Here is a 26,947-nt window from a genome sequence, read left to right as displayed (position 1 = left end):
GCTAAAAAAGATAGGAGGAGGTGAAATGGATACACAACAATTTGACGCACTCATCATTGGTTTTGGCAAAGCTGGCAAAACATTGGCGGTAGCGCTGGCAAATGCGGAAAAAAAGGTAGCGCTAGTGGAGCGGTCGCCAAAGATGTATGGCGGCACCTGTATTAATATTGCTTGTATTCCTACTAAGGTGCTAGTCAATGCAGCCGAACATCATCAAAGTTTTGATGAGGCGATGGCACATAAGACAACAGTGGTAGCGCGGTTGAATGAGAAGAACTATCATATGCTTGCGGATCGTGAAACAGTGAGCGTCATTGAGGGTGAGGCATCGTTCGTAGATGATCGTACTGTGAAGGTTGTGGCGGGTAGCGACGAGCTAGTAGTTAGTGCACCACAGATTTTTATTAACACCGGTGCGGAATCAATCATCCCAGATATTCCAGGTGTTGATAAGCCGTTTGTGTATACCAGTACTGAATTGCTGGATAGAATGACGCAGCCAAAACAGCTAGCTATCATTGGTGGCGGTTATATTGGGTTAGAGTTTGCCTCAACTTATGCCAAACTTGGTACAAAAGTAACAGTATTTGAGAGGGGCGATGCTCTGCTTGCACGTGAAGATCCAGCAATTGCTCGGGCTGCTACTGAAGCATTGCAGGCACAGGGTATTGAGATTGTGTTTAGTGTGGATGTGACAGCGATTGAGGGTGAGTCTACTGCAACGATTCGCACAGTAAATCATGATGATTACGCTGGTTATGATGCGGTTTTGATGGCTACGGGCCGTCGCCCGGCAACGATGAGCTTGAATTTACCAGCTGCTGGTGTAGCGACGGATGAGCGCGGGGCAATTGTGGTTGATGAAACACTTCGCACTAGTCGGTCGCATATTTGGGCAATGGGCGATGTAACGGGTGGGCCACAATTTACCTATGCATCGCTGGATGATTTTCGGATTGTGAGAAGCCAGTTGCTGGGCGATGGTCTGTACACTCGCGCCAAACAAAAAACTTTGCCGTACGCGGTCTTTATGCAAACGCCGCTAGGTCGGGTGGGTATGACAGAGGCTGAGGCGCGTGCGACGGGGTGCGAAATTATCGTAAAAGAGCTGCCTGCTATGGCGATTCCACGCCTGCATGTTGATAATGCTACAACAGGATTGCTGCGTGCGGTGATTGATGCAAACACTGAACAAATTTTGGGTGCTAGTTTATTGTGTCGTAACTCACCAGAAGTCATTAATATTATCAAAACTGTAATGGATAATGGCCTGCCATATACTGTGCTGCGTGACCAAATATTCACTCATCCAACGGTGAGTGAGGCATTAAACGATTTATTTGCATAAAGGAGTAATTATGAATCACACAATTTTTGACGATATCGTATCTGGAAAAATGAAATCTTGGAAGGTTTGGGAGGATGAGAAGTTTTTGGCATTTTTAACGCCGTTTCCGAACACGCCAGGTTTTACTGTGGTGATTCCGAAGCAGAATCCGGGTGATTACGTATTTTCTTTGGACGATAATTTATATTCCGAAATGATGCTGGCAGTGAAAAAGATTGCTGGTATTTTGGAAAAAGCATTTGACACCCCGCGAGTGGCGCTGATTTTTGAGGGCACGGGCGTAGCACACGTGCACGCCAAATTGATGCCGCTTCATGGCGATTTAGCAAAGGGAATTGGTTCACCAGTATCGCACAAGCAAGCGTTTTATGAGGAATATTCTGGCTGGTTAACCACGGCTGACGGTCCAAGGATGGACGACGCTCAATTGGATGAAATTCAAGCGCGAATTTTAGCCGTGCAGGGTAAATAGAATAGCTAGTTCGCCTCTAATTTTACGTTTTTTCCTTCGTACATATCCAAATAGAACGGATATAATTTGTCGGCGTGCTTTTTAACCTCGTCTTGGTTTAAGGCTACAATGTCGTGACCGATACCAAATGAGGTCGGAATTGAATAATATTGGAATTTGGCGTCAGAAGCTGCAGCCATTTGCTTAGGTATGTTGACTGCGAGATTTTTATCAATTGCGGTGTCGTTTTCGCTTGTTACAACCCCGACGTATTTTAGCCCTGGAGCTTTTAGATCGGATTTATAGTTCTTGGCGATTATTATATATTTTCCAAGAGCGCGATATGACAAATTGCTACCCGTGAACGAATCTGGAAGAATATTACGTCCGTAAAGATTTCGTAAAAGCGGAATTTTCCAGGAAGGAGTTTCCGATTCTGAAGGCTGATAAAAAGGTGATAGAAGCAGCGCTCGTGATATGGTTTGGCTGTTGTACTGCGTAATCCAAGTTGCCATATTTGCGCCGCCAGAAAGCCCGACAATTCCCGTTTCATCGCCCAAACCACTAATTATGCTGGTGCTGGAATTCATAAATTGTGCCATTGCTGGAATGGTGATTTCTCCGTGTCGTTTGTTATCCGTCAGGCCGTGGCTGGGAACTCGGGGAATATAGACGTTATAGCCGGCATTGAAAAAGGTGTCGCCCAAGTCTGCGAATTGCTGTGGGCATGCGCTTACGCCGTGAATCATCATGACGGCTTTGGCGGTTTTTTTGCCGTGGGTTTTAATAATCGATCGGCATTCTGGTCTAACGTCGGTATTTGAAGTGTCTTCGCTAACAGTACGATTTGCAGCGGCGATGGCGTCGTTGTAGCTCAATTTTTCAGAGCTTGAAGATTGCAATTGCTTGGATGCTGCTGGCCAAAAGAAAGCTGCGGCGCCCAATAAAGTAGTTATGACGACAATTGAGCAGACTACCCAAATAGTAATTTTTATGATGCGATTTTTCCGTGAAGTATTCATGGGTATATTATATTGGTTGTGAGTGGAGTTGTGAAGTTTTGTGGCGTCAGCGTTCTTAATAGCCCATACAAATGTCTCGATAAGGTCGCGTCACAATTCCCATTGAATCCAGACCGAGTTTGGTTTCAATTTCACTAATCATCATCAGCGCACTGGTTTCATCATCCGATAAAACCTCAACTTCCACGAAAGTCTCAGCGTCTTTGATTTTGTCGATGGCTACCGTTGCCTGCGGAAAATCAGAGGACTGAAACGAGCGACGGTATTTGTTGACCTCGACCAGTTGCACCATACCGAGGTTTGCCAGTAGCTGCTTGGCGGTTGCTGTATCTTCGGGTTGAATTGGCAGATTCGTCTCGGGCTTAATGATTACATTATTCTCCGTATGTGTTGCAGTGGTCGTTGCTGGCTTATAAGTTACCTCAGCAAAACTATCACGCTGGCGAATCCGCAGGCATTCAACCGTTTGCATAAAGTCGACATCAGGACGAGAATAATATGTATCAATTTCGCGAAGATTACTCTTTAATTCAAAACCGATGTTTTGCAGTCGCCCGATTAGCTCTTCAATATTGCCCGTTAGCTGGCGCTTGCGTTCGATTTCTAGTAATTCTTTAGTCATTTGATAGCCTTTCTTATGAAAGTGTAGATATTTGAATATTTATTTATATGATGGTTTAATTATAGCAAGAAAGGCAAATAATTTTATGACCATACACCAATTAAAATTGGCGGCCGAGCCGTTTAATGCTATTATTTCTGGCAATAAGACTATCGAGTCGCGATTATATGACGCCAAACGACAGAAAATCCAGATCGGGTATCGGATTATTTTTACAAATAGAGATAATTCTGAGCAAACTGTTACCACTGAGGTTGTTGGTTTGCTGAGATACGCGACATTTCGTGACTTATTTTCTCATAATAATCCGCGAAAGTTCGGCGGTGATAATGTCGAATGGTTAGAAAATCAAATTTCTGAATTTTATTCTATTGAAGACCAAAAGATTTATGGAGTGATTGGTATTGAGTTTAGAGTTTGTCAATAAGCTTGCGTATTGGCGGCGTAAATATTTCTTCTTCAGAATCCTTTCTCTACTAGAAAATCAGCTAGAGCTAATAATCCAGGATTATCGTCGCCTTTACTTGTTTTAGGATTGCGTTCATATTTGCGACGTTTATAGTTTTCGCTAGGTCATTTCTGGATAGTGGCGTGGCGGTTTGTTGATAAAAATATATGGGCACTGAAATATAAAATGGGTCAGACGTGAAAGCTTCGGCAAGGTTTCTTAGGTCGGTTGCGTGCAAGGATATGTTAAAGCTTTGTAAATATGTCTGTATAGTTTCACTTGAGCTCAGTCGAGCAAGGTCTGTATTTTTTACGGTGTATGTTTGGCTGGTGTAATTTCCGTCATAGTACGCTATAAACTTTCCGGGGCTGGATGGGTAGGATGAGATTTTATCGAAACAAATGTCGCGCACTAGATCTAAAAGTATTGGGTATGTGCAGAAAAATGCGGCAGTCAATTCATCGCTGGCGTCGGCGATTTCTACAGCAATCTTAACGTCTGTAAAATCCTTCGGACTATGGCTGATTTTAAGAGGAGAAATCTTAGATTTTGAGCGTGAATTGCTGGGAGTGGTTTTTTGACTATCGATAAAATATTTTTGACAAAGAGCGAGCTGTTCTTGTAGTAGTGTCATGTCTGCTATATCAATGTTGGATTGCATCTCGGCTTCTATGTGTGCGATGGACTGTCGAATAAGAGACTCTTCAAAAGGTGTAGTATCGTTGATGATTTCTTCAAATAATGTATTAGACTCGCTTGTGAATAGTGCGGACGTAAAAAATACGCTTGATTCACTAGTCGTGCCATCCAATTTTCCAACGAAAGCCCGGTTACCGCCAATTTTTTCCGATTCCTTTAAGAATTGCCTAATAATCAGATGCTCAAATAAGTGACATGTGTCGTGGTTTGCTGGTAAAGAATATGCTGAATGCAAGTTGTGAATCATGAGTTTATTATATCAGTATGGAAGTTAGTCTAAAGCTTATAAGCTTGGTGGTGTGTTTGTGTGAAGAAAAGCTTTATTCATCATAGTCAAACAAGCTTCCAGCTCCCGCCGCTTTATATAAAGCATCTACCGCTAAGAACATATCGTTCTGAAGTGTTGGCTGGTTATCGATATTCTTATCATAAAAATCCCGCAATGACTTCGGATAGTGTTCGTCGGGCATATCGTACAGGAATGTATTCTGTAGCAGTTTCTTCTGTTCGGGTGAAATATTATTAAAAAACTCTGGATGAAAATCGTAAAACCATTCTAGGCGAGTTTGTAGTTCTAGATATCTATCATAGTTCATAGCTATATTATAATTCAGGGAATGACCCTTCTCCAAGTCTGAAGAGAGGAGTGTCCTTGGGGATTATCTCCCGCTTGTTCAAGGACGGCTGTATTTTACTCTAGAGTAATTTTGCCTTTGTTATTTGTAGTTTTCTAAGGTCGATTACTTGCTGGTAAGATGATATAATTATATTAGTATGAAAGTTAGCTTAAATCTTATAAAACAATTGATTAATTTTGAGTTGCCGCCAGTTGATGAATTGGTGTCGCGGGTAAATCAGCAGCTTGGTGGTGTTGAGGAAGTGATTGACCTGAAGGCCAAATATGGTGGCGCGCGCATTGTGCGGGTTGTTGAGTGTGAAAAGCATCCGAATGCGGATCGTTTGAGTGTGACTAAAATTGACGATGGTGGCGTAGCGGATGTTCCAAGGGATGACAATGGTTATGTGCAAGTGGTTTGCGGTGCGCCGAATGTTCATGCTGATATGTGGGCAATTTGGTTGCCACCAAAAAGTACCGTCCCAGCGAGTTTTGATGACGCAGAGCCGTTCGTACTGGATGCGCGACCGCTGCGTGGAATCTTAAGTCAGGGTATGTTGGCGGCGGCTGATGAGCTGGCGATTGGTACGGATCACGAGGGAATTATCGAGATTAATGAACATGATATTCCGGCAGGCGTTACACTTCAGGCTGGCGCAAGTTTTGCTGAAGTTTTTGGGCTGGATGATTACGTGCTGGAAATTGAGAATAAGATGTTTACGCACAGGCCGGATTGTTTTGGGCAACTTGGTGTGGCGCGCGAGATTGCTGGCATTTTTCATCAGCAGTTTAATAGTCCTGACTGGTATAATGCTATTCAAGAATTTGCAGATAGCGATGGCTTAGAGCTTGAAGTGTTTAATGAAGCTAATGAGCTTGCGCCCGCATTCTCTGTGATTGCTATAAAAAATGTAGATATTCATCCAAGTCCGTTGTGGCTGCAATGTCAATTGGTGGCGATGGGCGGAAAGTCAATTAACAATATTGTTGACGCGACAAACTACGTGATGTTTATGACGGCACAGCCGACTCACGCTTATGATTACGACAAGTTGCGCGGGCATAAACTTGGCGTACGAATGGCGCGCGATGGCGAGAAAGTCGGTTTGCTTAATGGCAAGGAATATGAATTGACGGCTGACGATATTGTGATTGCTGACGGCGAAGGTGTGATTGGGCTAGCTGGAATTATGGGCGGAGTTGATACTGAAGTTTCGGCTGAAACGAAGAATATTGTCCTTGAATGTGCCAATTTTGATATGTACGCACTGCGACGTACGGCTATGCGCCACGGAATTTTTACAGATGCGCTGACCCGTTTCAATAAGGGACAGTCGCCAGCACAAATTGACCCTGTCTTAAAATGGTTAATTGGTATGGTTGGTGGTGAGCAAGCTAGTCCTATTCTATTTAAGAATCATTCTTCATTGCGACAAGTGTTGGTCGATGGTAAGCACTGGCACGGTGGATTGTTGATTCCTAAAAGGTTTGTCGAAGAACGCCTGGGTGTTGACTTTACTGAGAATGAGATTGAGGCGCTACTAAAGAATGTTGAATTTATCGTTGACGATGGTAATAAATATGGCGAAGCTGGCGTGATGGTTTACAGTCCATTTTGGCGAACAGATATTGAGCTTCCTGAGGATATTGTTGAGGAAGTTGGGCGATTATACGGCTTTGATAGATTGCCGCGCCATTTGCCAGAGCGAAGCATTAAGCCTGCGCCGAAGAATGAGCGTCGTGAATTGAAACAGAGAATTCGTCAAAGTTTGTCGCGAGCTGGAGCGAACGAAGTTTTGACATATAGTTTCGTTCATGAGCGAGTTTTGAAAAATTCCGAGCAAGATCCGAGCCGTGCGTATCGCTTGAGTAATGCGCTTAGTCCAGACTTGCAATATTACCGAATTAGCATTTTGCCGAGTTTGCTGGATAAAGTTCACGCCAATATAAAATCTGAACATGACGAATTTATGCTGTTTGAAATTGGCAAAATTCACGATAAGAAATTAGGATTTAACGATGATAATTTGCCGATTGAAAAGACTTTCATTGACGGAGTTTATGCGAATAAAAAACCTCAAACTGGCGCGCCGTTTTACAAGGTGAGAAAAATTGCCGAAAGGCTGATGAAAGATTTGAGCGTTGAGGTTGATTTTGTGAAGATTGCGGAATCTGACAGCGACGTCCCAGCGCCATTTGATGCGAAACGTAGCGCTTGGATTATGGCGAAGAACGGTGATAATTTGGGAATTGTTGGCGAGCTGGTTTCATCTGCCCGACGTAATTTCAAATTGCCAGATTACACCGCGGCGTTTTCTATTGGTATTGAAAAATTGCAGGAAAATCTGAGTAAAAATCAGGGCTATAATTACCAGCCGTTAAGTCGTTTTCCGTCGACTGCCAGGGATATTTCATTGAAAATGGATTCGAATGTTGATTATGCGAAGGTTTATGCTTGTGCTGAAGAAGTCGCGAAAAAACACGGTGAGTTACAAATTAGCATAACGCCGATTGCGATATATCAGCCAAAAAATGACGATTCGACAAAAACTGTAACTTTGAATGTAAAGTTTATGAGCGCCGAGCGGACGCTGGAAGATAAAGACATTGCGCCGATTATTGAGGAAATTGCCGCGATGGCTGCGGAAGAATTTGACGCCGCTCAGGTTTAACGTGATTTGTTGCGCTTGATAAAAATTGCTATAATTGAAAGGTAAATAAAGGAGGAATATGGCAACTACAAAAGGCCAGAGAATAGGTATTTGGGTTATTGCCGGCATGATGTTTTTGGGGACCGTTGGCGGATTTGTCGCTATGATGGTGGCGCCTGGAAATGAAGCCAAAGATCAAGCCGCGTTTAAGAAAGCTCAGGATGAATACACCAAGGCTACTGACGAACGGAAAAAGAAAGTAGAAGCTCAGGCTAATGAATTGAGTCAAAAATATTACGGTAAGTTTTCTGAGTTTAGCTCGCGAGTTGGCGCGTTTGAAGCCGGTGATGTGAAAGAGCTTGTCAAGGAAGATTTGGTCGAGGGCGAAGGCGCTGAAGTTAAGGACGACACCAAATTGGCTGTTTATTACATTGGCTGGAACGCTAAGGGTGAGATTTTCGATCAATCAATCGCTGACGGCAAACTGAAAGCTCCGCTCAATATGGACGGTCCAGCGAATACTGCGGTCATTCAGGGCTGGAAAGAGGGTTTGATTGGTATGAAAATTGGCGGTGTGCGCGAACTAACAATTCCAGCCAACAAGGCTTATGGCGACAAAGCTCAGGGCGATAAAATTCCTGCAAATTCTCCGCTTAAGTTTGTGGTGATGGCTATTGAAAAGCCAGCCGATATTCCAGAGCCAGAAATGCCAGAAGTGATGAAGCAATATTATCGATCGCGAGGTTTTAATGTCTAAAGATGTTGTTATTGTTGGCGCTGGTCCAAGCGCGTTAACGGCGGCAATTTACTTGTCGCGCGAAGATGTCTACACGACGCTATATGAGCGTGGCGTGGTCGGCGGAATGGCGGCGATTACTGATCAAATTGACAATTATCCTGGATTTGCTGAGGGCGTTACCGGAATGAAATTGGCGTCTGAATTGCAACAACAAGCGGAGCGATTTGGTGCGAAGATTGAGTATGGCGACGTGACGGAATTGAAGCAAGTTGATGGCGAGTTGGAGCTGACAATTGACGGTCAATCTGTCCGCGCGAAGTCAGTTTTACTAGCGACTGGCTCGAACCACCGCAAATTAGGCGTTCCGGGCGAAGACGAATTATATGGTCGAGGCGTGCATTACTGTGCGACTTGCGACGGCGCGTTTTATCGTGATAAAAATCTAATCGTTGTCGGCGGTGGAAATTCTGCCGTGCAGGAAGCGATATTTTTGACGCGATACGCTAGCCATATTGATCTGCTAGTTCGCAGTAAATTGCGCGCCAGTGATATTTTGCAAAAAGATTTGCAGAAATATGTCGATGATGGAAAAATTACCGTTCACATCGGTGCAACGACTGATGAAATTATTGTCAAGGACGATAAGTTTTACGGCGTTAAATCGACCCAAAACGGCGAACAGAAAGAGTTTACTGCTGATGGATTGTTTGTATTTATCGGGCTAATTCCAAACACACAATTCCTAGCAAACTCGGATGTCGAGTTGGATTTGGGCGGACACATTATTACTGACGAATACCTGCACACTAATATTCCTGGCGTTTTTGCTTCTGGTGATGTGCGCTCGGGGGCAACTATGCAAATCGCTTCGGCGGTTGGTGAAGGTGCGGTGGCAGCGCTGCAGATTCGTGAATATTTACAAGAAAAAGCCAGAGAGGAGTAAAAAATGGCAGATTTTAATCAAATTTTAACACCTGGTGATGTCGAAAACGGCATCGTAAATGTGGTTGTTGAGATTCCACAGGGATCAAGTCATAAAATTGAGTGGAATCGTGAGCTTGCAGTGATGCAGTTGGACCGTGTTGAGCCAGCTATTTTTGCAAAGCCAACAAACTACGGTTTCATTCCACAAACTTTGGATGAAGATGGCGACGAATTGGACGCGCTAATTATCACTGACGAACCGTTGACGACCGGTATTTTTATGGAAGCAAAAGTTATCGGCGTGTTGGAATTTGTTGACGATAATGAAGTTGACGACAAGGTTATCGTTGTGCCAGCCGACGACCGAAACACTGGCAACGCAATCAACTCACTAGAAGACCTACCTCCGCAATTGTTGAAGCAAATCGAGCACCACTTCAATCACTACAAGGATTTGAAGAGGCCTGGTTCGACAGTAGTCAAGGGATTCGGCGACGCAGAAAGAGCGAAGCAAATTATCCGCGAGTCAATTACTCGTTGGAACGAAAAATAAATTGCGTTTGATTATTGATTAAAACCTGGGAGACTGGCGAGCGTTACTTATGTCGAAAGAACGAGGAAACGCCGCCAGTTAATTGTTGTAAGATGCCGTTTGAGCGGGACAATTGTAAGCGCAATTTATCTTTGGCGTGTGGTGTAATTATGACGTCCCGCCAATCTGGTTTTGGGCGAGCGGATTTGCTTGTTAAGACTTCAATTGTGTCGCCGTGCTGTAATTTGTAATTGAATGGCTTCATTACACCATTGATCTTAAAGCCACTTGCGCGCGCCGCGATATCGGAGTGAATTCGGTAGGCATAATCCAAGGGAAATGCTCCGCGAGGCAAATCATAAATGTCGCCCTTTGGTGAGTACACGAAAATCCTATCAGAAAACAGCTTCATTCGGAATTTGTTGGAGTCGAATCGCTTTCCTTCGCTAATTAAAGCAGCGGCTTCCTGAAGTTCGCGAATCCATGACAAATCGGCTGGCATAGTTCCGATTTTTCCTTTTTTATAGGCGTCGGTCAATTTTTGCTCATTGTAATGGAAACTAGCCGCTAATCCACGCTCGGCATATTCGTGCATTTCTTTGGTTCGAATCTGGAACTCGACAATTTGTCCGCTCGGAGTTTGCACGGTCGTGTGCAGACTTTGATATCCATTCGGCTTTGGATTGGCAACGTAATCTTTAATCCTCTCGTACATTGGCTGATACATATCGTGTAAAATCCCCAGAACCAAATATCCAGTTGATAAATCGTCGACAATTATTCTTAGGGCAATCAGATCATAAATCTTATCGATATCGCCAACTTTGTCCAATTTCTTAAACAGGCTATAAACGCTCTTAACACGCCCGTCCATCTGAAAAACCAGCTTTTCCGCTTTCAGTCGCGCTTCAACTTCGCGGCGAACGTGATCCAATTTTCGTTGCGATTTTTTCAGTCGACTGTCCATCAAATTTTTGGTTTCCTGAAAAGCTTTCGGCATCAAATACCTAAAACTCAGCTCTTCCAATTGAACGCGAACTCGCCCCATATTTAAGCGGTCGGCAAGCGGCGCAAAAACCTCAATTGTCTCTCTGGCAATTTTTTTCTGCTTTTCTGGTGTCATAAATTGTAGCGTTCGCATATTGTGCAGGCGGTCGGCTAGCTTGATAATTATCACGCGCACATCTTCGCCCACGGCAATCATCAACTTGGTCAAATTGTCCTTCGTGTGTGGCAAATAACTATCCAGGTTTCTCATTCCAGCGCGAGCTTGTGAAACTTTAGTTACGCCATCCACCAGAAACGCCACATCGCGTCCAAACAAACTTTCCAAATCGTCCAAAGTTGCGTCGGTATCTTCGACGGTGTCGTGTAAAACTCCCGCCACGACCGTATCAATATCCATGCCCCATTCAATTAGAATTCCTGCCACCGCCAATGGGTGATTAATGTATGGTTCGCCACTTTTGCGCTTTTGTCCAGCGTGCTTTTCCGTAGCGTAATCGATTGCGCTCGTTAAAACCAATACTGGCACTTCGTCGTATTTTTGTTCAGCGATTGATAATAACTCTTCGCGCGTCATATTTATATTATACAACTTTGTAGTATAATTAAGAAAAGCTAAAGCGAAAATATCTAACAGGGAGGGCGATATGGCTGTAACGAGAATAGCAATTAACGGCTTCGGGCGAATCGGACGCAATGCGTTTAAGATTGCGAACGAGCGAAGCGACTTGGAAATTGTTGCGATCAATGATTTGACTGACACGAAAACGTTGGCTTATTTGTTGAAGCATGATAGCAATTACGGCGAGTACGGACGTCAAGTTGATTTTACGGAAAACGAGCTGATTATTGAGGGTAAGTCGGTTAAGGTGCTGGCTGAGAAAGATCCAGAAAATCTGCCGTGGCGAGATTTGGGAATTGATGTGGTGATTGAATCGACAGGATTTTTCACCGATAAAGATGGCGCGGGCAAGCACTTAACGGCTGGCGCAAAGCGTGTGGTTATCAGTGGTCCGACGAAGTCTGAGGGGGTCGATACGATTGTTTTGGGAACTAATGATGACAAGGTAAAAAACGCAACGCCAATCGTGTCTAATGCTAGCTGTACGACCAATTCTTTGGGCGCGGTTATGGCGATTTTGGACGCGGAGTTTGGCGTTGAAAAGTCAATGCTAACGACGGTGCATAGTTATACGGCTAGTCAAAAGCTTCAGGATGCGCCATCCAAGGATCTTAGGGAAGGTCGCAATGCCGCCGAAAATATTGTCCCGACTACGACTGGCGCCGCAATTGCTGTAACTAAAACCTTGCCGCAGCTAACTGGAAAATTTGACGGACTTAGTGTGCGCGTACCGACTCCAGTGGTGTCGCTTAGCGACGTGACGGCGCTTCTGCGACGTGATGTGACTGTCGAGCAGGTAAATGACGCGTTCAAAAAAGCCGCCCAGAGTAATTTCTATCAAGGCATTTTGGGTGTTTCTGAGGAACCTTTGGTGAGCCGTGACTTCATTGGCAATTCATATTCGGGGATTGTCGATCTTCCGTTGACGAAGGTAGTTGGTGGTAATCTGATCAAGGTTATGGTCTGGTACGATAATGAATGGGGCTATTCGAACCGGCTGGTTGAACTAGTGGCGGATGTGGCGTATTATCTGAAAAAGAGTGAATAAGGACATCTTCCAAAAAGGAAATAACCCCGCACTATGACAGTGCGGGGACGCCGGGATTTGGCGGTTTTACAGAATATTTATCTTAGCGCGCCTTCTGCTGGCGCGGCGCCTCAATCTTCTCCGAAGCAGGACGAGAATCTCTCGTCCTGCTTCAAGATTTCAAGTGATGGGCTTCTGACGAACGAAGGTTCGTCAGAGATATCACTGCCCGGGACCTCCGCGTATATTGTGTCGGTTTGCCTGTCGATGACAAACCGAATCCTACAACTGCCGGCCGAGGCCATGATTACCCCTGCGGCTTCCCCCGAGTCATTGATGGGGACGGGGTCGGTGAACCCCGCCTTGACAAGGTCCTGAGTCCAGACGTCGCTGACGTCTGCACATCCGGTCAACCCGGTCAACCCGAACACGGCAAGCAGCAGAATAATGAGTGTACTACGAGCAGTAGACACGATTTCTCCTTTCAGAGAAATTTTGAGGTGCGGCCTTTCAGAACCGCGACCTCAACCGGGGTGAACTCCCCGGTTAGTTGCTTTTCACGGTTTGAAAAGCTGATATATATATCATACCAGCCGCGAAATGTCAATACTTTTTGTCAAATAGCTATACCCTACCTCTGATAAAATACCTAACTTTTCCTTGCAAAAATCACCGAAAATGCTTATACTAAAATTATGAAAATCTATCTCGGATCTGACCATCGTGGCTTTATTTTGAAGGAAAAAGTTTTTGCCTATTTGGTTAAGAATGGCTATGACGTTCAAGACGTTGGCGGTGTAGAATTAAATCCTGATGACGATTTTCCGCAATTCGCGCAGGCGGCGGCGTTGAAGGTCATTGGTGATGATAGTAAAGATCCGCGTGCGATATTAATTTGCGGCGGCGGTCAAGGAATGTGTATGGCAGCGAACCGATTCAAAGGAATTCGTGCCAGTGTGATTTGGGATGCTTTCGAGGCAAAAATGACACGCCAAGATAACGATTCGAATGTTTTATGTTTGCCGGCGCGAGTTTTGGAAGATAATGAATCGGCGTGGAAAGGAATTGTGGAAACGTGGCTGAACACTCCTTATGCGAATGCTCCGCGATTTAACAGGCGCAATGCGCAGTTGGATGAATTGTCATGAGTAATTCTGTAATCGCACCAGCAATTTTGGCAGAAAATGCCGAACAATATAAAGAGCAGGTTAATAAAATAACTGGGCTTGTTGAGCGTGTACATATTGACATTTCTGATGGTGAATTTGCTCCAACTTTGACTGTTGGCATTCCAGAATTATGGGCGCCAGAGGGTTGGATGATTGATATTCACGCAATGGTTAATGATGTTACTGAGTATGTTCCGAAGTTGATTGCCTTAAGGCCGCATATGATTATTGTTCACGCAGAGGCTACTGGTGACGTAAAAACCGCGCTCATGCAGATTCGTCAAGCTGGAATTATGGCGGGGCTGGCGCTATTAAAGCCGACAGTGCCACGAACTGTTGAGGAATTGATAAAAATAGCAGATCATGTGATGATTTTTAGCGGTGAACTGGGGCGATTTGGCGGAACTGCTAGTTTGATGCAGCTAGAAAAAATACGACTCATCAAAGCTATTAATCCCAATGTGGAGATCGGATGGGACGGCGGAGTGTCTATAGATAATGCATACAGCCTAGTTCAGGGTGGTGTGAATGTTTTGAATGCTGGCGGTGTTATTCAGAAATCATCAGATCCTCGCGCTATTTTCTCCAGATTACAGCAGGAGATTAATAAAACGAGCGTGCTTTAATGGATATTGACACTACGACTAATCTGAAGAAAATATCACAGAAATTACGTCGATCTGTTATTCGTGAGCTATCTGAGGCTGGTTCGGGGCATTCTGCTGGCTGCTTGGGGTTTGCTGACGTTATGGCGGTTTTGTATTTTCATGCCATGCGACTAGATCCTGAGAATCCTAATTGGGAAGACCGGGATATTTTCGTGATGAGCAATGGTCATTATGCGCCACTTTTGTATGCCACGCTGGCGGAGCGGGGATTTTTTGACAAAAAAGAGTTGGCTAATTTGCGAAAATTTGGCTCCAAACTTCAAGGCCATCCAGAACGCGGCAGTCTGGCGGGAATTGAAACGACTAGCGGTCCTCTGGGATGTGGTCTAAGTCAGGCGGCCGGTATGGCGTATTCACTACAATATTTGGGTGGCAATTCTGAGCGGTTTGTTTACTGTAGTTTGGGCGATGGCGAGCTGGATGAAGGGAATATTTGGGAAGCTGCGATGTTTGCGAAAAAATATAATCTGGCGAATTTGATTGCGATTGTTGATAGAAATAATATTCAAATTGGTGGCGACACAGAGAAGGTAATGCCGCTAGGTGAGTTGGCTGATAAATGGCGAAGTTTTGGCTGGGATGCGCAGGAGATTGACGGACATAATCATTCGTCGATAATTCAGGCGATTGATAAGGCAAAGAATTCTCGGCAGCCGAGTGTGATAATTGCCCATACAGTTCCTGGTCGTGGCGTTGATTTTATGGAATATGATTACCGTTGGCATGGAAAATCTCCAAACGCCGAGGAAGCGAAGCGAGCACTTGCTCAATTGAGAGAAGAAGGTGGCGAATGAGTTTCTTAATGGAGAATTGGCAGAATTCAGAGTTTGCAGCAATTCGCGTTGGCCTTGGCGAAGGCCTGGTTGATATTGCGAAGAAAAATAATTTGGTGGTGGCGCTGAGCGCGGATTTGATGGAGAGCGTTGGCTTTGGCAGGTTTTATGAGGAAATCGGGAAACCGCGGGCAATTGAAGTTGGCGTAGCGGAGCAGAATTTGGTTACTGTGGCGTCTGGGCTGGCGGCTATGGGAAATATTCCGTTTGCAGCTAGTTATGCGGCGTTTAGTCCGGGTCGCAACTGGGAACAGATTCGCACGACTATTTGTCTGAACAATCAGCCAGTTAAGCTGATAGGCTCTCATGCGGGGTTAAATGTTGGTCCGGACGGCGCAACACATCAAATGCTGGAAGATATTGCGCTGATGCGAAGCTTGCCTAATATGGTGGTTTTGGCGCCTGGTGATGCTAATGAAGCCAAGCTGATCGCGGCGGCAATGGCTGGAGATAAACGCCCGAATTACGTAAGATTGCCAAGAGAAAAAACGCCGCTATTCTTAAGTCAATCTACTTTTGAGATTGGAAAAAGTTATACGTTGAGGCGCGGCAAAGGTGTTGCCTTGTTTGGAACTGGCGTGATGACTTATCAATTACTGTTGGCGGCGGAAAAACTGGCGAATGAATATGACATTCGGGCAGAAGTGATTCATTTTCCGACGATTAAGCCGCTGGACGAGGATGCTGTGCTTGATGCGGCTCAAAAATGCCAAGCTGTCATTACGGCGGAAGAGGGGCAGATTGTTGGTGGATTTGGCTCAAGCGTGGCAGAAGTTCTTAGTGAGAATTTGCCGGTGAAGATGAAGCGAATTGGCGTCAATGATACATTTGGCGAGTCGGGTAAAATGTCTGAATTGTGGAAAAAGCACGGTTTGGATGTCGATTCAATTGTTCGTAGTGTTGTCAATTTTCTCCAATGAAAAGCCCGCCAGGAGCTACTGCCAAGATCTAATTAAAGACCTCAAAGCGGTAGTCCTGGCGGGTTGTGTGTGTCACCTACGGTCACACCTGGAGTTGCACCCCTCGTGGTGGTCGTACCCGTCGTGGTGGTCGTGATGTTTCATGCCGATGGCCGCGGCGGGGAGTATGGTGCTCCCCATCGCGAACGCCAGCGCCGCCGGTAGTCCGTAGGCTACGTAGAGATGGGTGACAATCACCCACCACACTGCGGATAGCAGTGCAACAATAATCAAAAACGAGTTCCCCATGAAATAAACTGCTCGTACTACGGGGTTCATGTTCCCTCCTCTACTGAAGCTCAAAGCTAAAGGGCTCTTCCGCCCTAAGACAAAGCCTTGAGCGAAAGCTATTTTATGTTATCACCAAAATAACATAATGTCAACTCTCTTGGCATGGCGGGCGGTAATTGATATAATTACCATAAGTATTTTAGGGGGCAGTATGGGATTATCGATTTCAGATATTCGGAAAAACACGACGCGGGCGCGTCATTTAATGCAGCGAACACGAGCGCAACGCTTTGCGGTTGGGGCGTTTAATATTGACAATCAAGAGACGCTGATTGCGGTGGCGCGGGCGGCGCAAAAACTCCAATCGCCAGTGTTGGTTGAGGTTTCTGACGCCGAAGTGAAGGCTATGGGTCTAGAGAACGTTCGCGATTCGGTGGACAATTATAAGGCTGAGTACGGAATTGAAATGTATTTGAATCTGGACCATGGTCCGACGGTTGAGGGCTGTAAGCGAGCGATTGACGCAGGGTACGAATTTATCCATATTGATATTTCTCAGGCAAATCACGACGCTTCGGACGAGGAAATTATTGCGAAAACTCGTGAAGTTGTTGAATATGCCAAGTTTACTGGTGCGCTAGTGGAATCTGAGCCGCATTATTTTGGCGGAAGTTCAAATGTCCATACGGAAGATATAAATTACGAAGAAATAAAAAAGACTTTTTCTACGCCAGAGGGTGCGCGTGCGTTTGTCGAGGCGACTGGAATTGACACTTTTGCGGCGGCGATTGGCAATTTGCACGGCAAATATCCAGTTCCGAAAGTGTTGGATTTGGATTTGTTGGCTGACATTCGTGAGGCGATTCATTGTCAGATTTCATTGCACGGTGGGTCTGGCACGCCGCTACATTATTTTGAGGATGCTGCGAAAATTGGCGTTTCTAAAATCAATATCAATTCTGATATGCGTTACGCTTTCCGAACGACTTTGGAGAAAACCTTGCGAGAAAATCCAAATGAGTATGCTATCGTTAAGTTAATGCCGCCAGTTTATGCCGCCGTACAGGAAGTGGTGGAGTCAAAGATTAAGGCGTTTAATTCCGTCAGAAAGGCGGTGGTTTAATGGCGAAAATCATCACCGTTGGTGCGGCGATTCAAGACGTATTTTTAAGCCAATCGGACGCACTGACGCCAGTTTGCGAAAGTCCAGAACACTGTTTTGCGCGACTGGATTTGGGTGCGAAAGCCGACGTAAATCAGATTCATTTTTCGACTGGCGGCGGAGCTACGAACGCCGCAGTAACGTTTTCCAGACAAGGTCATTATGCTAGTTTTATGGGTGCAATCGGCCATGATCCGGCGGGGCAAGCAGTAATTGCGGATTTGGATAAGGAAAATATCGACACGCATTTGGTGAGGTATTCGCCAAAATATAGCACGGGATATTCAGTTTTACTACTAGCTTCAAATGGCGAGCGGACAATTTTAACATACCGCGGCGCTTCAACACATTATCATGAGGCGGATTTTGATTTGTCTGAAGAGGACGCGGATTGGCTATACGTTTCGACTTTGGCGGGAAATATGCCGATGCTTCACAAATTATTCCAGCAAGCTAAGCGTCGCGATATGAAAATCTGCTTTAATCCTGGGAAGAAAGAATTGGCGCAAAAGGATAAATTGCTGGGATTATTGTCTGATGTCGACGTTTTGACGCTTAATAAAGAAGAAATGCAGCAATTGGTGTCTGGCGAGGATTTAGAAGCCTTGGTTAGAAGAGGTTTGAGATTAGTTCCGGTCGTTTTGGTGACAGACGGCGTAAACGGCTCAATCGCAAGCGATGGAAAAACTATCGTGCGAGCGCTAATGTACGACGACAGGCCGTCAATTGACAGAACTGGCGCTGGAGATGCGTTTGCGTCGGGATTTTTGAGTGAATGGGCGCGAAGTGGTAATTTGAAAAACTCTGTGATTATGGGCAGTGCGAACGCTAGTTCAGTGGTTATGAAAATTGGGGCAAAGGCTGGAATTTTATATGCTGGCACGGTGCTTCATGCTATGCCAATTCAAGAAAGGGAAATATAATGGCGCAAAATTTGGGAAAATTGTTGGGCGGTGACGTGAAAAAGCGTCGAGCATTAACCGAGCTCAGGCAGATGACTAGGGATGATAGCGATGTGCGATTGATTGCGGAAATATTGGCCAGAGCGCACTCGATTATTCGCTCTCTAGGTCTGGATCCGTCAAACGCTACGGCAGAAGAAATCTATCAATCGCTAATGGCTATTGCGCCGAAAGTGGACAAATGGGCGCCGTTCAAGGCTTCCGAGTGGGTGCTTTTGGACGTTGATGGGCAAGTGATTTCGTTTAATCCGATTGACATTATAAATAACTATCACTGCCAGTTGCCTCTTGGAAAGCAGCAAACAACGTATGGTAAGCGAGGTCTGGGGTTTGAGATTACGCGCCGATATAAAAACCACCCACGCACGTATAATCCAGCCGTAGAGCGAGTAGTTTGCCAGGGTGGAATTTGTTGGATTGAGCCGAAACCTAAGAAATAATTATCGGTCGCAACAAGTTCGCTGATTTTTGATCAAATTAACTACCTCTGGAATATCTTCGGTAATTGTGTAGGTTTTTTCATCGCCGTCAGAAATTAGCTTATTTGGAAGCATATTTTCGCAAACAAAATCATCCCATTTGCCCCAGAATTTTTTATCAAACAGAACAATTGGCACTGGCGACATTTTCTTAGTTTGTGTCAATGTGATAATCTCACAAATTTCATCCATCGTACCGAATCCACCGGGGAAACAAACGTACGCGTCAGCCAGAAGCGTCATAACGATTTTTCGTGGCGCGAAGTGAGTGAATGCGAACGAATCTGTCGTGTAGTTGTTTAATGATTGTTCGTGTGGCAAGCGAATGTTGAATCCGACTGATTCTCCGCCAGCTTCCATAGCGCCGCGGTTTGCTGCTTCCATAATTCCGCCGCCGCCGCCAGTGATAATTGTGTAGCCTTCTTTGGCTAGCTGAAACGCTAAATCTTTGGCTTTTTGGTAATATTCGTTATCTTCAGTTATCCTGGCTGATCCAAAAAAAGTTACAGTTTTATGATATTTTTGGAGAATTTCATAGCCGGCATGAATTTCGTCATCGACTTTTCCTAATCTGAACATCGCAGCCTGAAGTTGCAATTCGCGCGGAATACAAACATTTTTCGGTGTCATCATTATCCTTTTTATTTTATGATTTTAACTTTATTACTATATCATAAAATGCCTATGGTTACAATACGTTGACGGCAAATAATTCATCATATACAATCAAAACACAATCTAAATGGAGGTTTTCTAATGGAAAATAAATCAACAACAAACAAGTGGCTGATCGTTGTGGTGGTTATTATGGGTATAATTATCGTAGCTATGGCGACATGGATAATTGCTGGTGCTATGCATAAAAATAGTGACTCTAATTCTTCGGTAAAAACCAGTCAGGCAAAGAAAGACTCATCTGATTCACTGGAAAAAACTCGCGGTGAAGGCGAGGAGCCGTCAAATGAGGCAAAGAAAGAGTATAAAGATTTCCGAACCAAAGGCGACGGCACGGGCATTCGTTTAACTTCAGCAAGTGATGTTGATAAATTGGATATTGATAGCTCTTTGAAAAAGTTCTTGAAGTCTAAGGTCGGTCAGCCAATTCCAGAGCGTGAAGGTTCTGTGTATGAGCCAATCATTGACCGTGCATACGGAAAATATGCGGCAGTATATGGCTTGACAAACGCTTATACTATTATCGGACCAAAGAACGGCACTGGTGAAATTGCAATTGTTGCAGGCACACAGCAAGGTGGCATGCCGTGCTCAGACTTGAAGTCGGCGTCGGTTCCGAGCCGCTTGGTTGACGGTAAATGTGAAGTTTCTGGCTCGTCTCAAACTTATAGCCAAGACTAGTTTTCATAAATATAGTAAAATAGAGAGGTGAATAAATTTCGCCTCTCTTCTTCATATCAGCCCACGGGCGATCAGCCGCGAGCAATTGCTCAGTTGGTCGAGGGTTTGGAAAAAGGTCAGCGCGAGCAAACTTTGCTGGGTGTGACTGGTTCAGGGAAGACGTTTACGATGGCGAATATTATTGCTAAGCGCAATGTGCCGACGCTGGTTTTGGCTCACAATAAGACTTTGGCGGCGCAACTTTTTTCTGAGTTTAAGGAATTTTTTCCAGACAATGAAGTCCACTATTTTGTTAGCTATTTTGATTACTACCAGCCAGAAGCGTACATCGCTTCAAGCGACACTTACATCGAGAAAGATTCGAAAATCAATGACGAAATTGATCGGCTTAGGCACGCTGCGACTTCTGCGCTGCTTACGCGCCGCGACGTAATTATCGTGGCGAGCGTGAGTTGTATTTACGGCATTGGTTCGCCAGAAACTTACGCTGACATGGCTATTAAATTGACCGTTGGTGAACGCCGAATTCAGGACAAGTTTATTCGCCTACTAACCGACATTCAGTATAAACGCAATGACGTCGATTTTGCGCGCGGAACTTTTCGGGTGCGCGGCGATGTTGTGGATATTTTTCCAGCAGGCCAAGACACTGCGGTTCGCGTGGAATTCTTTGGCGATGAAATTGAGCGACTAACGAAGATCGACCCTTTGACCGGCGAGATTTTGGATCGGCCAGATCAATTGACAATTTTCCCGTCCAGCCACTATTCGACGCCACGTGAGCGAATTGAAAAAGCGATTGTCGGAATTGAGAATGAGTTTAATCAACGACTGAAATGGTTTGAGGATAACGGTAAGTTTTTAGAGGCACAAAGGCTAAGTCAGCGCACCAAATATGATTTGGAGATGTTGAAGGAAACTGGTTTTGTGAAAGGAATTGAGAATTATTCGCGCTATTTGACCGACCGAGAACCTGGCGAGCAGCCTGCGACTTTGATTGATTATTTTCCGGACGATTGGTTGCTTTTGGTTGACGAATCGCACATGACATTGCCGCAAGTTCGGGGAATGTACAACGGTGATCGCGCCCGTAAGGAAGTTTTGGTTGAGCATGGTTTCCGTCTTCCGAGCGCACTAGACAATCGCCCGCTTCGATTTGACGAGTTCAATCAGCATATTCATCAGGCAATTTACGTTTCCGCCACGCCGGGAGATTATGAGCTTTCTCATTCGCCAAAGCCAGCTGAGCAGCTGATTAGGCCGACTGGGTTGCTTGATCCGCCGATTGAAGTTCGACCAACCGATGGGCAAGTCGATGATTTGATGGAGGAAATTCGCCAGACGATTGCAAAAGGTCATCGCGTGTTGGTGACGACGTTAACCAAGCGAATGGCGGAGGATTTGAGCGCTTATTTGACGGAAAACGGCGTGAAGACGGCGTATTTGCATAGCGAAATTGATACGCTGGAGCGTGGCGATATTCTGAAAGATTTGCGACTTGGAACGTATGATGTGCTGGTTGGAATTAATCTATTGCGCGAAGGTCTGGACCTTCCGGAGGTAAGTTTGGTGGCAATTATGGACGCCGACAAGGAAGGTTTCTTGCGTAGTGAGCAGGCGCTAATTCAGACGATTGGGCGAGCGGCGCGGCACGTTGATGGGCGAGTTATTATGTATGGCGACAATGTTACGGACAGTATGCGTCGAGCAATTGACGAAACGAATCGACGTCGAGCGATCCAGCAAAAATATAACGAAGAGCATAATATTACGCCGCAAACTATTCAGAAGAAAATTGACGATGGTTTGCGATCAATTATTCCGCAAAAAGAATCTGATAAAAAGCCAAAGCTTAACCTGAAGAAAATTCCAAAAGACGAATATCCGGCTTTGATTAAAGATCTGACGGCGCAAATGGAATTGCATAGCGCCAATTTGGAGTTTGAAAAAGCGGCAGAACTTCGTGATTTAATTGCAGAAATTCGTCATACGATGTAGAATAAAAATATTATTAGATTAGGAGGGATTATGGCAACAAAAGAACAACCACAGCCAACAAACGTCGCGCAACCAGAAATGCCGATGCAACCAAATGCTTACCAAGCATATCCACAATACGCATACGAAGATCCGAATAAGGGCAAGGCGAAGATGCTAACTTTGGAATACGCTTTGGCAATGGGTTCGGCGATTATTTCAATTATGTTGCTGATTGACATCATAACCAAGGTGTTTGGTTTGTGGACGAATTCAACGTCAATGTTATTAAGAAGTGTTGGCGGATTTTTCGCCCCATCAATGGTAACTCAGGGAACGGGAATTATTGCGGCGTCAGTGTTTGCTGTGCTTTTGGCTGTATTGTCGCTAGTCCTATTTTCACGCGTATCAAAAGCTGTTCCGGAGCGTGAAGGCTACACAAAGCGAACAGCTTACAAATTGGTAACTTACGGCGGTTTGGCTGTTTTGATCATTCCAGCTGTCGACTTGGTTGCTCGATTGGTAAGTATTTTGATCAACTCATTACTATTTATCGGCGTTGGTGACGGCGGCGAATTCTATAAGAGTTTGTACTTGGGTGAATTCTTGCCATACGCGTTAGCTCTTGCAATTGTTGCTACTGGTGCTTACTTCATTTGTCAAATTGTCAAGGGACGTAACATGTCAAAGGCTTTGTCTTTGATGTTGATTGTGGCTTCTTCTGTCGTACTATTGACTGGCGCTATCACAATCGCCGTTAAGGCACACGACACGGGTAGTTCAGTAAAGACTATTCCATCAGACTACAGTCGCTATAAGAACTACCAAGATTACTCAATGTAATAAAACTTGGAAAAATAAAGTCGCTCACTTTGATGGGCGGCTTTTTTTAGTGGTATAATATTGGTATGATAACTATTTCTACCAGCGATATTCAGCACTTGGCGAGTTTGAGTAGTCTGGCATTGACTGATGACGAAACCGATGGACTGCGCCAAGATTTGGAAAATATAATTGGCTATATTGAGCAGTTGGGCGAGCTCGACGTGTCGGGTGTTGAGCCGACTTATCAAGTTACGGGACTGAGCAATGTTTGGCGCGAAGATGAAGTTCAGGCGGGGATTCCCGTTGAGAAATTGCTCGATTTGGCGCCAGAAAAACAGAATAACCAAGTGAAAGTTCCGCAGGTATTGTAATGAGTAGGATTAGTGATTTTATTGGCAAGAGCGCGGTCGAGAACGTAAAAGAAGCATTGCGACGAGCGCGTGAAATTGAGGAGTATAATGCGCTGCTTAGCTTGACGGAAGAGCGTGCGCTGGAGCGAGCAGAAAAAGTTGATGCTGGCGAGATTTCTGGACGATTGGCGGGCGTGCCATTTGTCGTGAAGGACAATTTTTTGGCGTTTGGTGCGCCAACGACTGCCGCTTCAAAAATGTTAGAAAACTTTAACGCTCCACTACAGGCGACGGCTGTTGAGAAATTGGAAGCGGAAGGTGCGATCTGCATCGGTAAGGCGAATTTGGATGCTTTTGCGCACGGCGGTTCGACGGAAAACTCGGCATTTGGTCCAACTAAGAACGCTGCAGATGAAACGCGAGTTGCTGGTGGATCATCTGGTGGATCGGCGGTAGTTACGGCGCTCGACGTGGTTCCGTTTGCGCTTGGTACGGATACTGGCGGTTCGATTCGTCAGCCAGCCAGCTTTAACGGAGTGGTTGGAATTAAGCCGACTTATGGGGCAGTTAGTCGTTATGGCGTAGTGGCGATGGCGTCAAGCACGGACACAATTGGTTGTTTTGCTACAAATGCTGAAGATGTGGACTTGGTGATGGAAATTATGGCTGGTCGCGATGATAAAGATATGACGACTTTGCCTGATTTTTGGAATAATCAACCAGAATTTGCAAAGAAAAAGATAGGTCTGGTCAAGCAGTGTATGACTGATGACGTGGACGCGGAAGTTCGCCAAAAAACGCTTGATTATGCGGAGAAATTGAAGCAGCTTGGTTACGAAATTGAAGAAGTAGATTTGAGTATGATGCAACATTCTCTGGCAATGTATTACATAATTGTGCCGGCGGAATTGTCCTCGAATTTGGCGCGATATGACGGCGTGCGATATGGCTATCGAGCGGCGGAAGTGAAAACTTTGGCGGAACTTTATGGTCGCAGTCGAAATGAAGGTTTCATGACTGAGAATAAGCGACGAATTATGATAGGAAGTTTCGTATTGTCAAGTGGATTCTTCGACGCTTACTACATGCAGGCTCAAAAAGCCAGGACGTTGTTGATTGACGAATTTAAGAAGTTATTTACCGAATATGACGCGCTATTGATGCCGGTTGCGCCGACTCCTGCGTTTAAGATTGGGGAGAATGCTAGCGATCCGATAAAAATGTATTTGGCGGACATCATGACTGTGCCAGCAAGTTTGGCTGGACTTCCTGCGGTTTCGGCGCCAGCTGGAAATAGCGATGAAGGGCTGCCAATTGGCGTACAGCTTATCGGCGATTACAAGTCGGACAAGAACTTGCTGAAGCTGGTTTCGGAAGTGGAGAAGATTTGATGGACGGATTGATAGTCGCGATAGTTGTTGCGGCGTTGATTATCGGCGCCTTGCTGATGATTTTCATTCAATTGACTTCTCGTGGTCGCGGTCAAATTGACAAGGAAATGTATCAGAGGGTTTGGCGGCAAATTTTGCGCAATGTCGAAACCAGAAAATCGGAAAGTATGCAAATGGCGATAATGAAGGCGGACAAATTGCTAGACAAAGCTATGCGCGACTGTGGCGTGGCTGGCGAGACGATGGGCGAGCGTATGAAATCTCGCAAGGGATATTGGAGCGATGAAAATGGGCTTTGGGCGGCACATAAATTGCGTAATCAAATTGCCCACGAAACCAACGTAACGGTAACGGCGCAGAGTTTTCGTCGAGCTATGGCGAGTTTTGAACAGGCATTAAAAGATTTGGGAGCATTATAATGAGTGTATATGACGATTATGAAATGACAATTGGTATCGAATGTCACGTTCAGCTAGCGACGAAAACCAAGCTATTTAGCCCAGCCGATAATGACGCTCGCGATGCTGAGCCGAATAGCAAGACGCATCAGATTGACTTTGGTTTGCCGGGGATGTTGCCAGTTTTGAACAAGCACGCTGTTGAGTTGGCGGTTCGTGCTGGAAAAGCCTTGAATTCGCCGATTGCGCACGTTAGCCGATTTGATCGAAAGCATTATTTTTATCCAGATTTGCCAAAGGGCTATCAGACTTCACAGATGTATAGTCCGATTATTTTGGCTGGATATGTCGGTGCGCCGCTGGAAGATGGTTCTTTGAAACGCGTGCGAATTGACCATGCTCACATGGAGGAAGATGCTGGTAAATTGACGCATCATGACGGCTATTCGTTGGTCGATCTTAACCGCGCTGGCACGCCGCTGATTGAGATTGTTTCTGAGCCAGATATGCATTCGGCCGAGGAGGCTAAAGCTTACGTTTCGGAACTTCATAAATTGATGGTTTACGCGGGTGTGACTTATGGTAATTTGTATCACGGAAATATGCGATTTGACGTTAATATTTCAGTAGCAAAGAAGGGTGCGACAGAGCTTGGAAAGCGCGCAGAAATTAAGAATCTCAATTCCTTCCGCAGTGTCGAGCGAGCCGCTGAGTATGAGTTCAAGCGCCAAGTTGATATTTTGGAGCGTGGCGAAGAAGTTGTTCAGGAAACCAGAGGCTGGAATGATGACAAGCAGATAACTATTTCTCAGAGGTCAAAGGAAGACGCGCAGGATTATCGCTATATGCCAGACCCAGATATTCCGCCAGTTGTGCTGACTGACGAGGTGATTACTGAAATTCAGTCCAAAGTGCCGATGCTTCCGGGTGAATATAGGGAAAAATGGAGCGCGCTGAACTTGGATAAATCTGTTATCAATTCGCTTTTGTCTAACCAGGATTATGCTCAGATTACATTGGAAGTTCAGGAAAAGTCGGGCGAGGTGTCCGCTAAGCGAGTCGCGCATTGGTTTGCGAGCGCATTGACGACTTCTGATGAAAGTGACGCGCAAACGGATAATGAATCTACACGCGTGGCAGTTGACGATTTGATAGAATTGGCTGAAATGACAGAGAAGTCTGAAGTTTCCAGCACGAATGCGAAGGAACTATTCAATGAGCTTTTGGCTGGCGCGAAAAATCCACGTAAGCTTGCTGAGGAGAAGAATTTATTACAGGTTTCTGACGAGTCGGCGATTGCTGCAATTGTTGACGAAGTTCTGAACGATCCAGCTTCGGCGGCGTCAATTGCAGATATCAAGGCTGGAAAAGATAAGGCTATTGGTTATTTGGTTGGGCAAGTCATGAAGAAGTCTAAGGGTCAAGCCAACCCAAGCCTTGCTCAGAAACTGATTCGCGAGAAACTTTAGAATTGCTGAAAC

Annotated in this window: 29 protein-coding genes; 22 read left to right on the top strand and 7 right to left on the bottom strand. The window is 45.2% G+C overall.

Annotated features, from left to right (window positions below):
- Positions 1 to 25: 25 nt before the first annotated feature.
- Together LRM47_RS01080 and LRM47_RS01075 are read left to right on the top strand one after the other, a co-directional pair.
- Positions 26 to 1,348, top strand: coding sequence for an FAD-dependent oxidoreductase (locus LRM47_RS01080; RefSeq protein WP_243822485.1), 1,323 nt, complete (start codon positions 26 to 28; stop codon positions 1,346 to 1,348).
- A gap of 10 nt (positions 1,349 to 1,358) precedes the next feature.
- Positions 1,359 to 1,820: an HIT family protein gene (locus LRM47_RS01075; RefSeq protein WP_232272725.1), complete on the top strand. Its 462-nt coding sequence runs from the start codon at positions 1,359 to 1,361 to the stop codon at positions 1,818 to 1,820.
- A 5-nt stretch (positions 1,821 to 1,825) separates the two neighbouring features.
- Here the strand turns inward: LRM47_RS01075 and LRM47_RS01070 are convergent, their stop codons facing one another.
- Together LRM47_RS01070 and cyaB are read right to left on the bottom strand one after the other, a co-directional pair.
- Positions 1,826 to 2,821, bottom strand: a complete 996-nt coding sequence (locus LRM47_RS01070; protein ID WP_243822484.1) for a serine aminopeptidase domain-containing protein — start codon at positions 2,819 to 2,821, stop codon at positions 1,826 to 1,828.
- 55 nt (positions 2,822 to 2,876) lie between these two features.
- Positions 2,877 to 3,443, bottom strand: a complete 567-nt coding sequence (gene cyaB / locus LRM47_RS01065; RefSeq protein ID WP_243822483.1) for a class IV adenylate cyclase — start codon at positions 3,441 to 3,443, stop codon at positions 2,877 to 2,879.
- Positions 3,444 to 3,528: 85 nt separating this feature from the next.
- Here cyaB and LRM47_RS01060 point away from each other — a divergent pair, with 85 nt between their 5' ends.
- Complete coding sequence (locus LRM47_RS01060) at positions 3,529 to 3,870, top strand: ASCH domain-containing protein (RefSeq protein ID WP_243822482.1); 342 nt, start codon at positions 3,529 to 3,531, stop codon at positions 3,868 to 3,870.
- Between the two features lie 67 nt (positions 3,871 to 3,937).
- Here LRM47_RS01060 and LRM47_RS01055 read toward each other — a convergent pair whose 3' ends face one another.
- Entirely contained in the window at positions 3,938 to 4,837 is a 900-nt protein-coding gene (locus LRM47_RS01055) for a hypothetical protein (protein WP_243822481.1), read from the bottom strand.
- A gap of 73 nt (positions 4,838 to 4,910) precedes the next feature.
- Positions 4,911 to 5,186 carry a hypothetical protein gene (locus LRM47_RS01050; RefSeq protein ID WP_243822480.1) on the bottom strand — a complete coding sequence of 92 codons (276 nt, stop codon included), beginning with the start codon at positions 5,184 to 5,186 and terminating at the stop codon, positions 4,911 to 4,913.
- Between the two features lie 178 nt (positions 5,187 to 5,364).
- Here LRM47_RS01050 and pheT point away from each other — a divergent pair, with 178 nt between their 5' ends.
- Genes pheT through LRM47_RS01030 form a run of 4 tightly spaced genes read left to right on the top strand, consistent with a single transcriptional unit; the run spans position 5,365 to position 10,073 of the window.
- Positions 5,365 to 7,878 carry a phenylalanine--tRNA ligase subunit beta gene (gene pheT, locus LRM47_RS01045; protein ID WP_243822479.1) on the top strand — a complete coding sequence of 838 codons (2,514 nt, stop codon included), beginning with the start codon at positions 5,365 to 5,367 and terminating at the stop codon, positions 7,876 to 7,878.
- Positions 7,879 to 7,936: 58 nt separating this feature from the next.
- Positions 7,937 to 8,614, top strand: a complete 678-nt coding sequence (locus tag LRM47_RS01040; protein WP_129631231.1) for an FKBP-type peptidyl-prolyl cis-trans isomerase — start codon at positions 7,937 to 7,939, stop codon at positions 8,612 to 8,614.
- The gene (locus LRM47_RS01035; protein WP_243822478.1) at positions 8,607 to 9,539 is read left to right on the top strand and encodes an NAD(P)/FAD-dependent oxidoreductase; all 933 of its coding nucleotides are present in this window, start codon (positions 8,607 to 8,609) and stop codon (positions 9,537 to 9,539) included. The genes LRM47_RS01040 and LRM47_RS01035 overlap by 8 nt, the downstream gene beginning before the upstream one ends.
- Before the next feature lie 3 nt (positions 9,540 to 9,542).
- The gene (locus tag LRM47_RS01030) at positions 9,543 to 10,073 is read left to right on the top strand and encodes an inorganic diphosphatase (RefSeq protein ID WP_243822477.1); all 531 of its coding nucleotides are present in this window, start codon (positions 9,543 to 9,545) and stop codon (positions 10,071 to 10,073) included.
- Positions 10,074 to 10,116: 43 nt separating this feature from the next.
- Here LRM47_RS01030 and LRM47_RS01025 read toward each other — a convergent pair whose 3' ends face one another.
- Positions 10,117 to 11,634, bottom strand: coding sequence for a RelA/SpoT family protein (locus LRM47_RS01025; RefSeq protein WP_243822476.1), 1,518 nt, complete (start codon positions 11,632 to 11,634; stop codon positions 10,117 to 10,119).
- Between the two features lie 70 nt (positions 11,635 to 11,704).
- On the opposite strand from LRM47_RS01025, the gene gap reads away from it, so the two are divergent.
- From gap to LRM47_RS01000, 5 genes are all read left to right on the top strand, one after another.
- On the top strand, positions 11,705 to 12,727 hold the full coding sequence (gene gap, locus LRM47_RS01020; RefSeq protein WP_243813061.1) for a type I glyceraldehyde-3-phosphate dehydrogenase: 1,023 nt from the start codon (positions 11,705 to 11,707) through the stop codon (positions 12,725 to 12,727).
- Positions 12,728 to 13,401: 674 nt separating this feature from the next.
- Positions 13,402 to 13,854, top strand: a complete 453-nt coding sequence (locus tag LRM47_RS01015) for an RpiB/LacA/LacB family sugar-phosphate isomerase (protein ID WP_243813060.1) — start codon at positions 13,402 to 13,404, stop codon at positions 13,852 to 13,854.
- Positions 13,851 to 14,501: a ribulose-phosphate 3-epimerase gene (locus LRM47_RS01010; RefSeq protein WP_243822475.1), complete on the top strand. Its 651-nt coding sequence runs from the start codon at positions 13,851 to 13,853 to the stop codon at positions 14,499 to 14,501. Before LRM47_RS01015 ends, LRM47_RS01010 begins: the two co-directional genes overlap by 4 nt.
- Positions 14,501 to 15,337, top strand: a complete 837-nt coding sequence (locus tag LRM47_RS01005; protein WP_243822474.1) for a transketolase — start codon at positions 14,501 to 14,503, stop codon at positions 15,335 to 15,337. Before LRM47_RS01010 ends, LRM47_RS01005 begins: the two co-directional genes overlap by 1 nt.
- Positions 15,334 to 16,296 carry a transketolase family protein gene (locus tag LRM47_RS01000; protein WP_243822473.1) on the top strand — a complete coding sequence of 321 codons (963 nt, stop codon included), beginning with the start codon at positions 15,334 to 15,336 and terminating at the stop codon, positions 16,294 to 16,296. The genes LRM47_RS01005 and LRM47_RS01000 overlap by 4 nt, the downstream gene beginning before the upstream one ends.
- 72 nt (positions 16,297 to 16,368) lie before the next feature.
- Here LRM47_RS01000 and LRM47_RS00995 read toward each other — a convergent pair whose 3' ends face one another.
- Positions 16,369 to 16,614, bottom strand: a complete 246-nt coding sequence (locus LRM47_RS00995) for a hypothetical protein (RefSeq protein ID WP_243822472.1) — start codon at positions 16,612 to 16,614, stop codon at positions 16,369 to 16,371.
- Between the two features lie 163 nt (positions 16,615 to 16,777).
- On the opposite strand from LRM47_RS00995, the gene LRM47_RS00990 reads away from it, so the two are divergent.
- The 3 genes from LRM47_RS00990 to LRM47_RS00980 are packed head-to-tail and all read left to right on the top strand — an operon-like array spanning position 16,778 to position 19,130.
- The gene (locus LRM47_RS00990) at positions 16,778 to 17,689 is read left to right on the top strand and encodes a class II fructose-bisphosphate aldolase (RefSeq protein WP_243822471.1); all 912 of its coding nucleotides are present in this window, start codon (positions 16,778 to 16,780) and stop codon (positions 17,687 to 17,689) included.
- On the top strand, positions 17,689 to 18,651 hold the full coding sequence (locus tag LRM47_RS00985) for a carbohydrate kinase family protein (protein WP_129631199.1): 963 nt from the start codon (positions 17,689 to 17,691) through the stop codon (positions 18,649 to 18,651). Before LRM47_RS00990 ends, LRM47_RS00985 begins: the two co-directional genes overlap by 1 nt.
- On the top strand, positions 18,651 to 19,130 hold the full coding sequence (locus LRM47_RS00980; protein ID WP_243822470.1) for a hypothetical protein: 480 nt from the start codon (positions 18,651 to 18,653) through the stop codon (positions 19,128 to 19,130). The genes LRM47_RS00985 and LRM47_RS00980 overlap by 1 nt, the downstream gene beginning before the upstream one ends.
- Here LRM47_RS00980 and LRM47_RS00975 read toward each other — a convergent pair whose 3' ends face one another.
- Positions 19,131 to 19,802, bottom strand: a complete 672-nt coding sequence (locus LRM47_RS00975) for an LOG family protein (RefSeq protein WP_243822469.1) — start codon at positions 19,800 to 19,802, stop codon at positions 19,131 to 19,133.
- Positions 19,803 to 19,925: 123 nt separating this feature from the next.
- Here LRM47_RS00975 and LRM47_RS00970 point away from each other — a divergent pair, with 123 nt between their 5' ends.
- The 7 genes from LRM47_RS00970 (at position 19,926) to gatB (ending at position 26,935) form a co-directional block, all read left to right on the top strand.
- The gene (locus tag LRM47_RS00970; RefSeq protein ID WP_243822468.1) at positions 19,926 to 20,525 is read left to right on the top strand and encodes a hypothetical protein; all 600 of its coding nucleotides are present in this window, start codon (positions 19,926 to 19,928) and stop codon (positions 20,523 to 20,525) included.
- Between the two features lie 27 nt (positions 20,526 to 20,552).
- The gene (uvrB, locus tag LRM47_RS00965; protein ID WP_243822467.1) at positions 20,553 to 22,523 is read left to right on the top strand and encodes an excinuclease ABC subunit UvrB; all 1,971 of its coding nucleotides are present in this window, start codon (positions 20,553 to 20,555) and stop codon (positions 22,521 to 22,523) included.
- 30 nt (positions 22,524 to 22,553) lie between these two features.
- Positions 22,554 to 23,345, top strand: coding sequence for a hypothetical protein (locus tag LRM47_RS00960; protein ID WP_243822466.1), 792 nt, complete (start codon positions 22,554 to 22,556; stop codon positions 23,343 to 23,345).
- Between the two features lie 65 nt (positions 23,346 to 23,410).
- Positions 23,411 to 23,698 (top strand): Asp-tRNA(Asn)/Glu-tRNA(Gln) amidotransferase subunit GatC, encoded by a 288-nt coding sequence (gatC, locus tag LRM47_RS00955; RefSeq protein ID WP_129631181.1) that lies wholly within the window; start codon positions 23,411 to 23,413, stop codon positions 23,696 to 23,698.
- Positions 23,698 to 25,068 carry an Asp-tRNA(Asn)/Glu-tRNA(Gln) amidotransferase subunit GatA gene (gene gatA / locus LRM47_RS00950; protein WP_243822465.1) on the top strand — a complete coding sequence of 457 codons (1,371 nt, stop codon included), beginning with the start codon at positions 23,698 to 23,700 and terminating at the stop codon, positions 25,066 to 25,068. The genes gatC and gatA overlap by 1 nt, the downstream gene beginning before the upstream one ends.
- Positions 25,068 to 25,487, top strand: coding sequence for a hypothetical protein (locus tag LRM47_RS00945; protein ID WP_129637596.1), 420 nt, complete (start codon positions 25,068 to 25,070; stop codon positions 25,485 to 25,487). The genes gatA and LRM47_RS00945 overlap by 1 nt, the downstream gene beginning before the upstream one ends.
- Positions 25,487 to 26,935 (top strand): Asp-tRNA(Asn)/Glu-tRNA(Gln) amidotransferase subunit GatB, encoded by a 1,449-nt coding sequence (gene gatB / locus LRM47_RS00940; protein WP_243822464.1) that lies wholly within the window; start codon positions 25,487 to 25,489, stop codon positions 26,933 to 26,935. Before LRM47_RS00945 ends, gatB begins: the two co-directional genes overlap by 1 nt.
- Positions 26,936 to 26,947: the final 12 nt, after the last annotated feature.

This window comes from Candidatus Nanosynbacter sp. TM7-076 (assembly GCF_022828325.1).
Taxonomy (GTDB): domain Bacteria; phylum Patescibacteriota; class Saccharimonadia; order Saccharimonadales; family Saccharimonadaceae; genus Nanosynbacter.
The sequence above is the reverse complement of the archived record's forward strand: the minus strand, read 5'-3'. Positions and strand labels throughout refer to the sequence as shown.

What these genes read in the sequence shown, in the direction of transcription:
- LRM47_RS01075 (WP_232272725.1), top strand. Translation starts at nt 1,359, where the DNA reads ATGAATCACACAATTTTTGACGATATCGTATCTGGAAAAATGAAATCT.
- LRM47_RS00945 (WP_129637596.1), top strand. Translation starts at nt 25,068, where the DNA reads ATGGACGGATTGATAGTCGCGATAGTTGTTGCGGCGTTGATTATCGGC.
- LRM47_RS01050 (WP_243822480.1), bottom strand. Translation starts at nt 5,186, where the DNA reads ATGAACTATGATAGATATCTAGAACTACAAACTCGCCTAGAATGGTTT.
- LRM47_RS00970 (WP_243822468.1), top strand. Translation starts at nt 19,926, where the DNA reads ATGGAAAATAAATCAACAACAAACAAGTGGCTGATCGTTGTGGTGGTT.
- gatA (WP_243822465.1), top strand. Translation starts at nt 23,698, where the DNA reads ATGAGTAGGATTAGTGATTTTATTGGCAAGAGCGCGGTCGAGAACGTA.
- LRM47_RS00975 (WP_243822469.1), bottom strand. Translation starts at nt 19,802, where the DNA reads ATGATGACACCGAAAAATGTTTGTATTCCGCGCGAATTGCAACTTCAG.
- LRM47_RS01005 (WP_243822474.1), top strand. Translation starts at nt 14,501, where the DNA reads ATGGATATTGACACTACGACTAATCTGAAGAAAATATCACAGAAATTA.
- pheT (WP_243822479.1), top strand. Translation starts at nt 5,365, where the DNA reads ATGAAAGTTAGCTTAAATCTTATAAAACAATTGATTAATTTTGAGTTG.
- LRM47_RS01080 (WP_243822485.1), top strand. Translation starts at nt 26, where the DNA reads ATGGATACACAACAATTTGACGCACTCATCATTGGTTTTGGCAAAGCT.
- LRM47_RS01040 (WP_129631231.1), top strand. Translation starts at nt 7,937, where the DNA reads ATGGCAACTACAAAAGGCCAGAGAATAGGTATTTGGGTTATTGCCGGC.
- gatC (WP_129631181.1), top strand. Translation starts at nt 23,411, where the DNA reads ATGATAACTATTTCTACCAGCGATATTCAGCACTTGGCGAGTTTGAGT.
- LRM47_RS00995 (WP_243822472.1), bottom strand. Translation starts at nt 16,614, where the DNA reads ATGAACCCCGTAGTACGAGCAGTTTATTTCATGGGGAACTCGTTTTTG.
- cyaB (WP_243822483.1), bottom strand. Translation starts at nt 3,443, where the DNA reads ATGACTAAAGAATTACTAGAAATCGAACGCAAGCGCCAGCTAACGGGC.
- LRM47_RS01010 (WP_243822475.1), top strand. Translation starts at nt 13,851, where the DNA reads ATGAGTAATTCTGTAATCGCACCAGCAATTTTGGCAGAAAATGCCGAA.
- LRM47_RS01000 (WP_243822473.1), top strand. Translation starts at nt 15,334, where the DNA reads ATGAGTTTCTTAATGGAGAATTGGCAGAATTCAGAGTTTGCAGCAATT.
- LRM47_RS01070 (WP_243822484.1), bottom strand. Translation starts at nt 2,821, where the DNA reads ATGAATACTTCACGGAAAAATCGCATCATAAAAATTACTATTTGGGTA.
- gatB (WP_243822464.1), top strand. Translation starts at nt 25,487, where the DNA reads ATGAGTGTATATGACGATTATGAAATGACAATTGGTATCGAATGTCAC.
- LRM47_RS01035 (WP_243822478.1), top strand. Translation starts at nt 8,607, where the DNA reads ATGTCTAAAGATGTTGTTATTGTTGGCGCTGGTCCAAGCGCGTTAACG.
- LRM47_RS00960 (WP_243822466.1), top strand. Translation starts at nt 22,554, where the DNA reads ATGGCAACAAAAGAACAACCACAGCCAACAAACGTCGCGCAACCAGAA.
- LRM47_RS01060 (WP_243822482.1), top strand. Translation starts at nt 3,529, where the DNA reads ATGACCATACACCAATTAAAATTGGCGGCCGAGCCGTTTAATGCTATT.
- gap (WP_243813061.1), top strand. Translation starts at nt 11,705, where the DNA reads ATGGCTGTAACGAGAATAGCAATTAACGGCTTCGGGCGAATCGGACGC.
- LRM47_RS00980 (WP_243822470.1), top strand. Translation starts at nt 18,651, where the DNA reads ATGGCGCAAAATTTGGGAAAATTGTTGGGCGGTGACGTGAAAAAGCGT.
- LRM47_RS01025 (WP_243822476.1), bottom strand. Translation starts at nt 11,634, where the DNA reads ATGACGCGCGAAGAGTTATTATCAATCGCTGAACAAAAATACGACGAA.
- LRM47_RS00990 (WP_243822471.1), top strand. Translation starts at nt 16,778, where the DNA reads ATGGGATTATCGATTTCAGATATTCGGAAAAACACGACGCGGGCGCGT.
- LRM47_RS00985 (WP_129631199.1), top strand. Translation starts at nt 17,689, where the DNA reads ATGGCGAAAATCATCACCGTTGGTGCGGCGATTCAAGACGTATTTTTA.
- LRM47_RS01030 (WP_243822477.1), top strand. Translation starts at nt 9,543, where the DNA reads ATGGCAGATTTTAATCAAATTTTAACACCTGGTGATGTCGAAAACGGC.
- LRM47_RS01015 (WP_243813060.1), top strand. Translation starts at nt 13,402, where the DNA reads ATGAAAATCTATCTCGGATCTGACCATCGTGGCTTTATTTTGAAGGAA.
- LRM47_RS01055 (WP_243822481.1), bottom strand. Translation starts at nt 4,837, where the DNA reads ATGATTCACAACTTGCATTCAGCATATTCTTTACCAGCAAACCACGAC.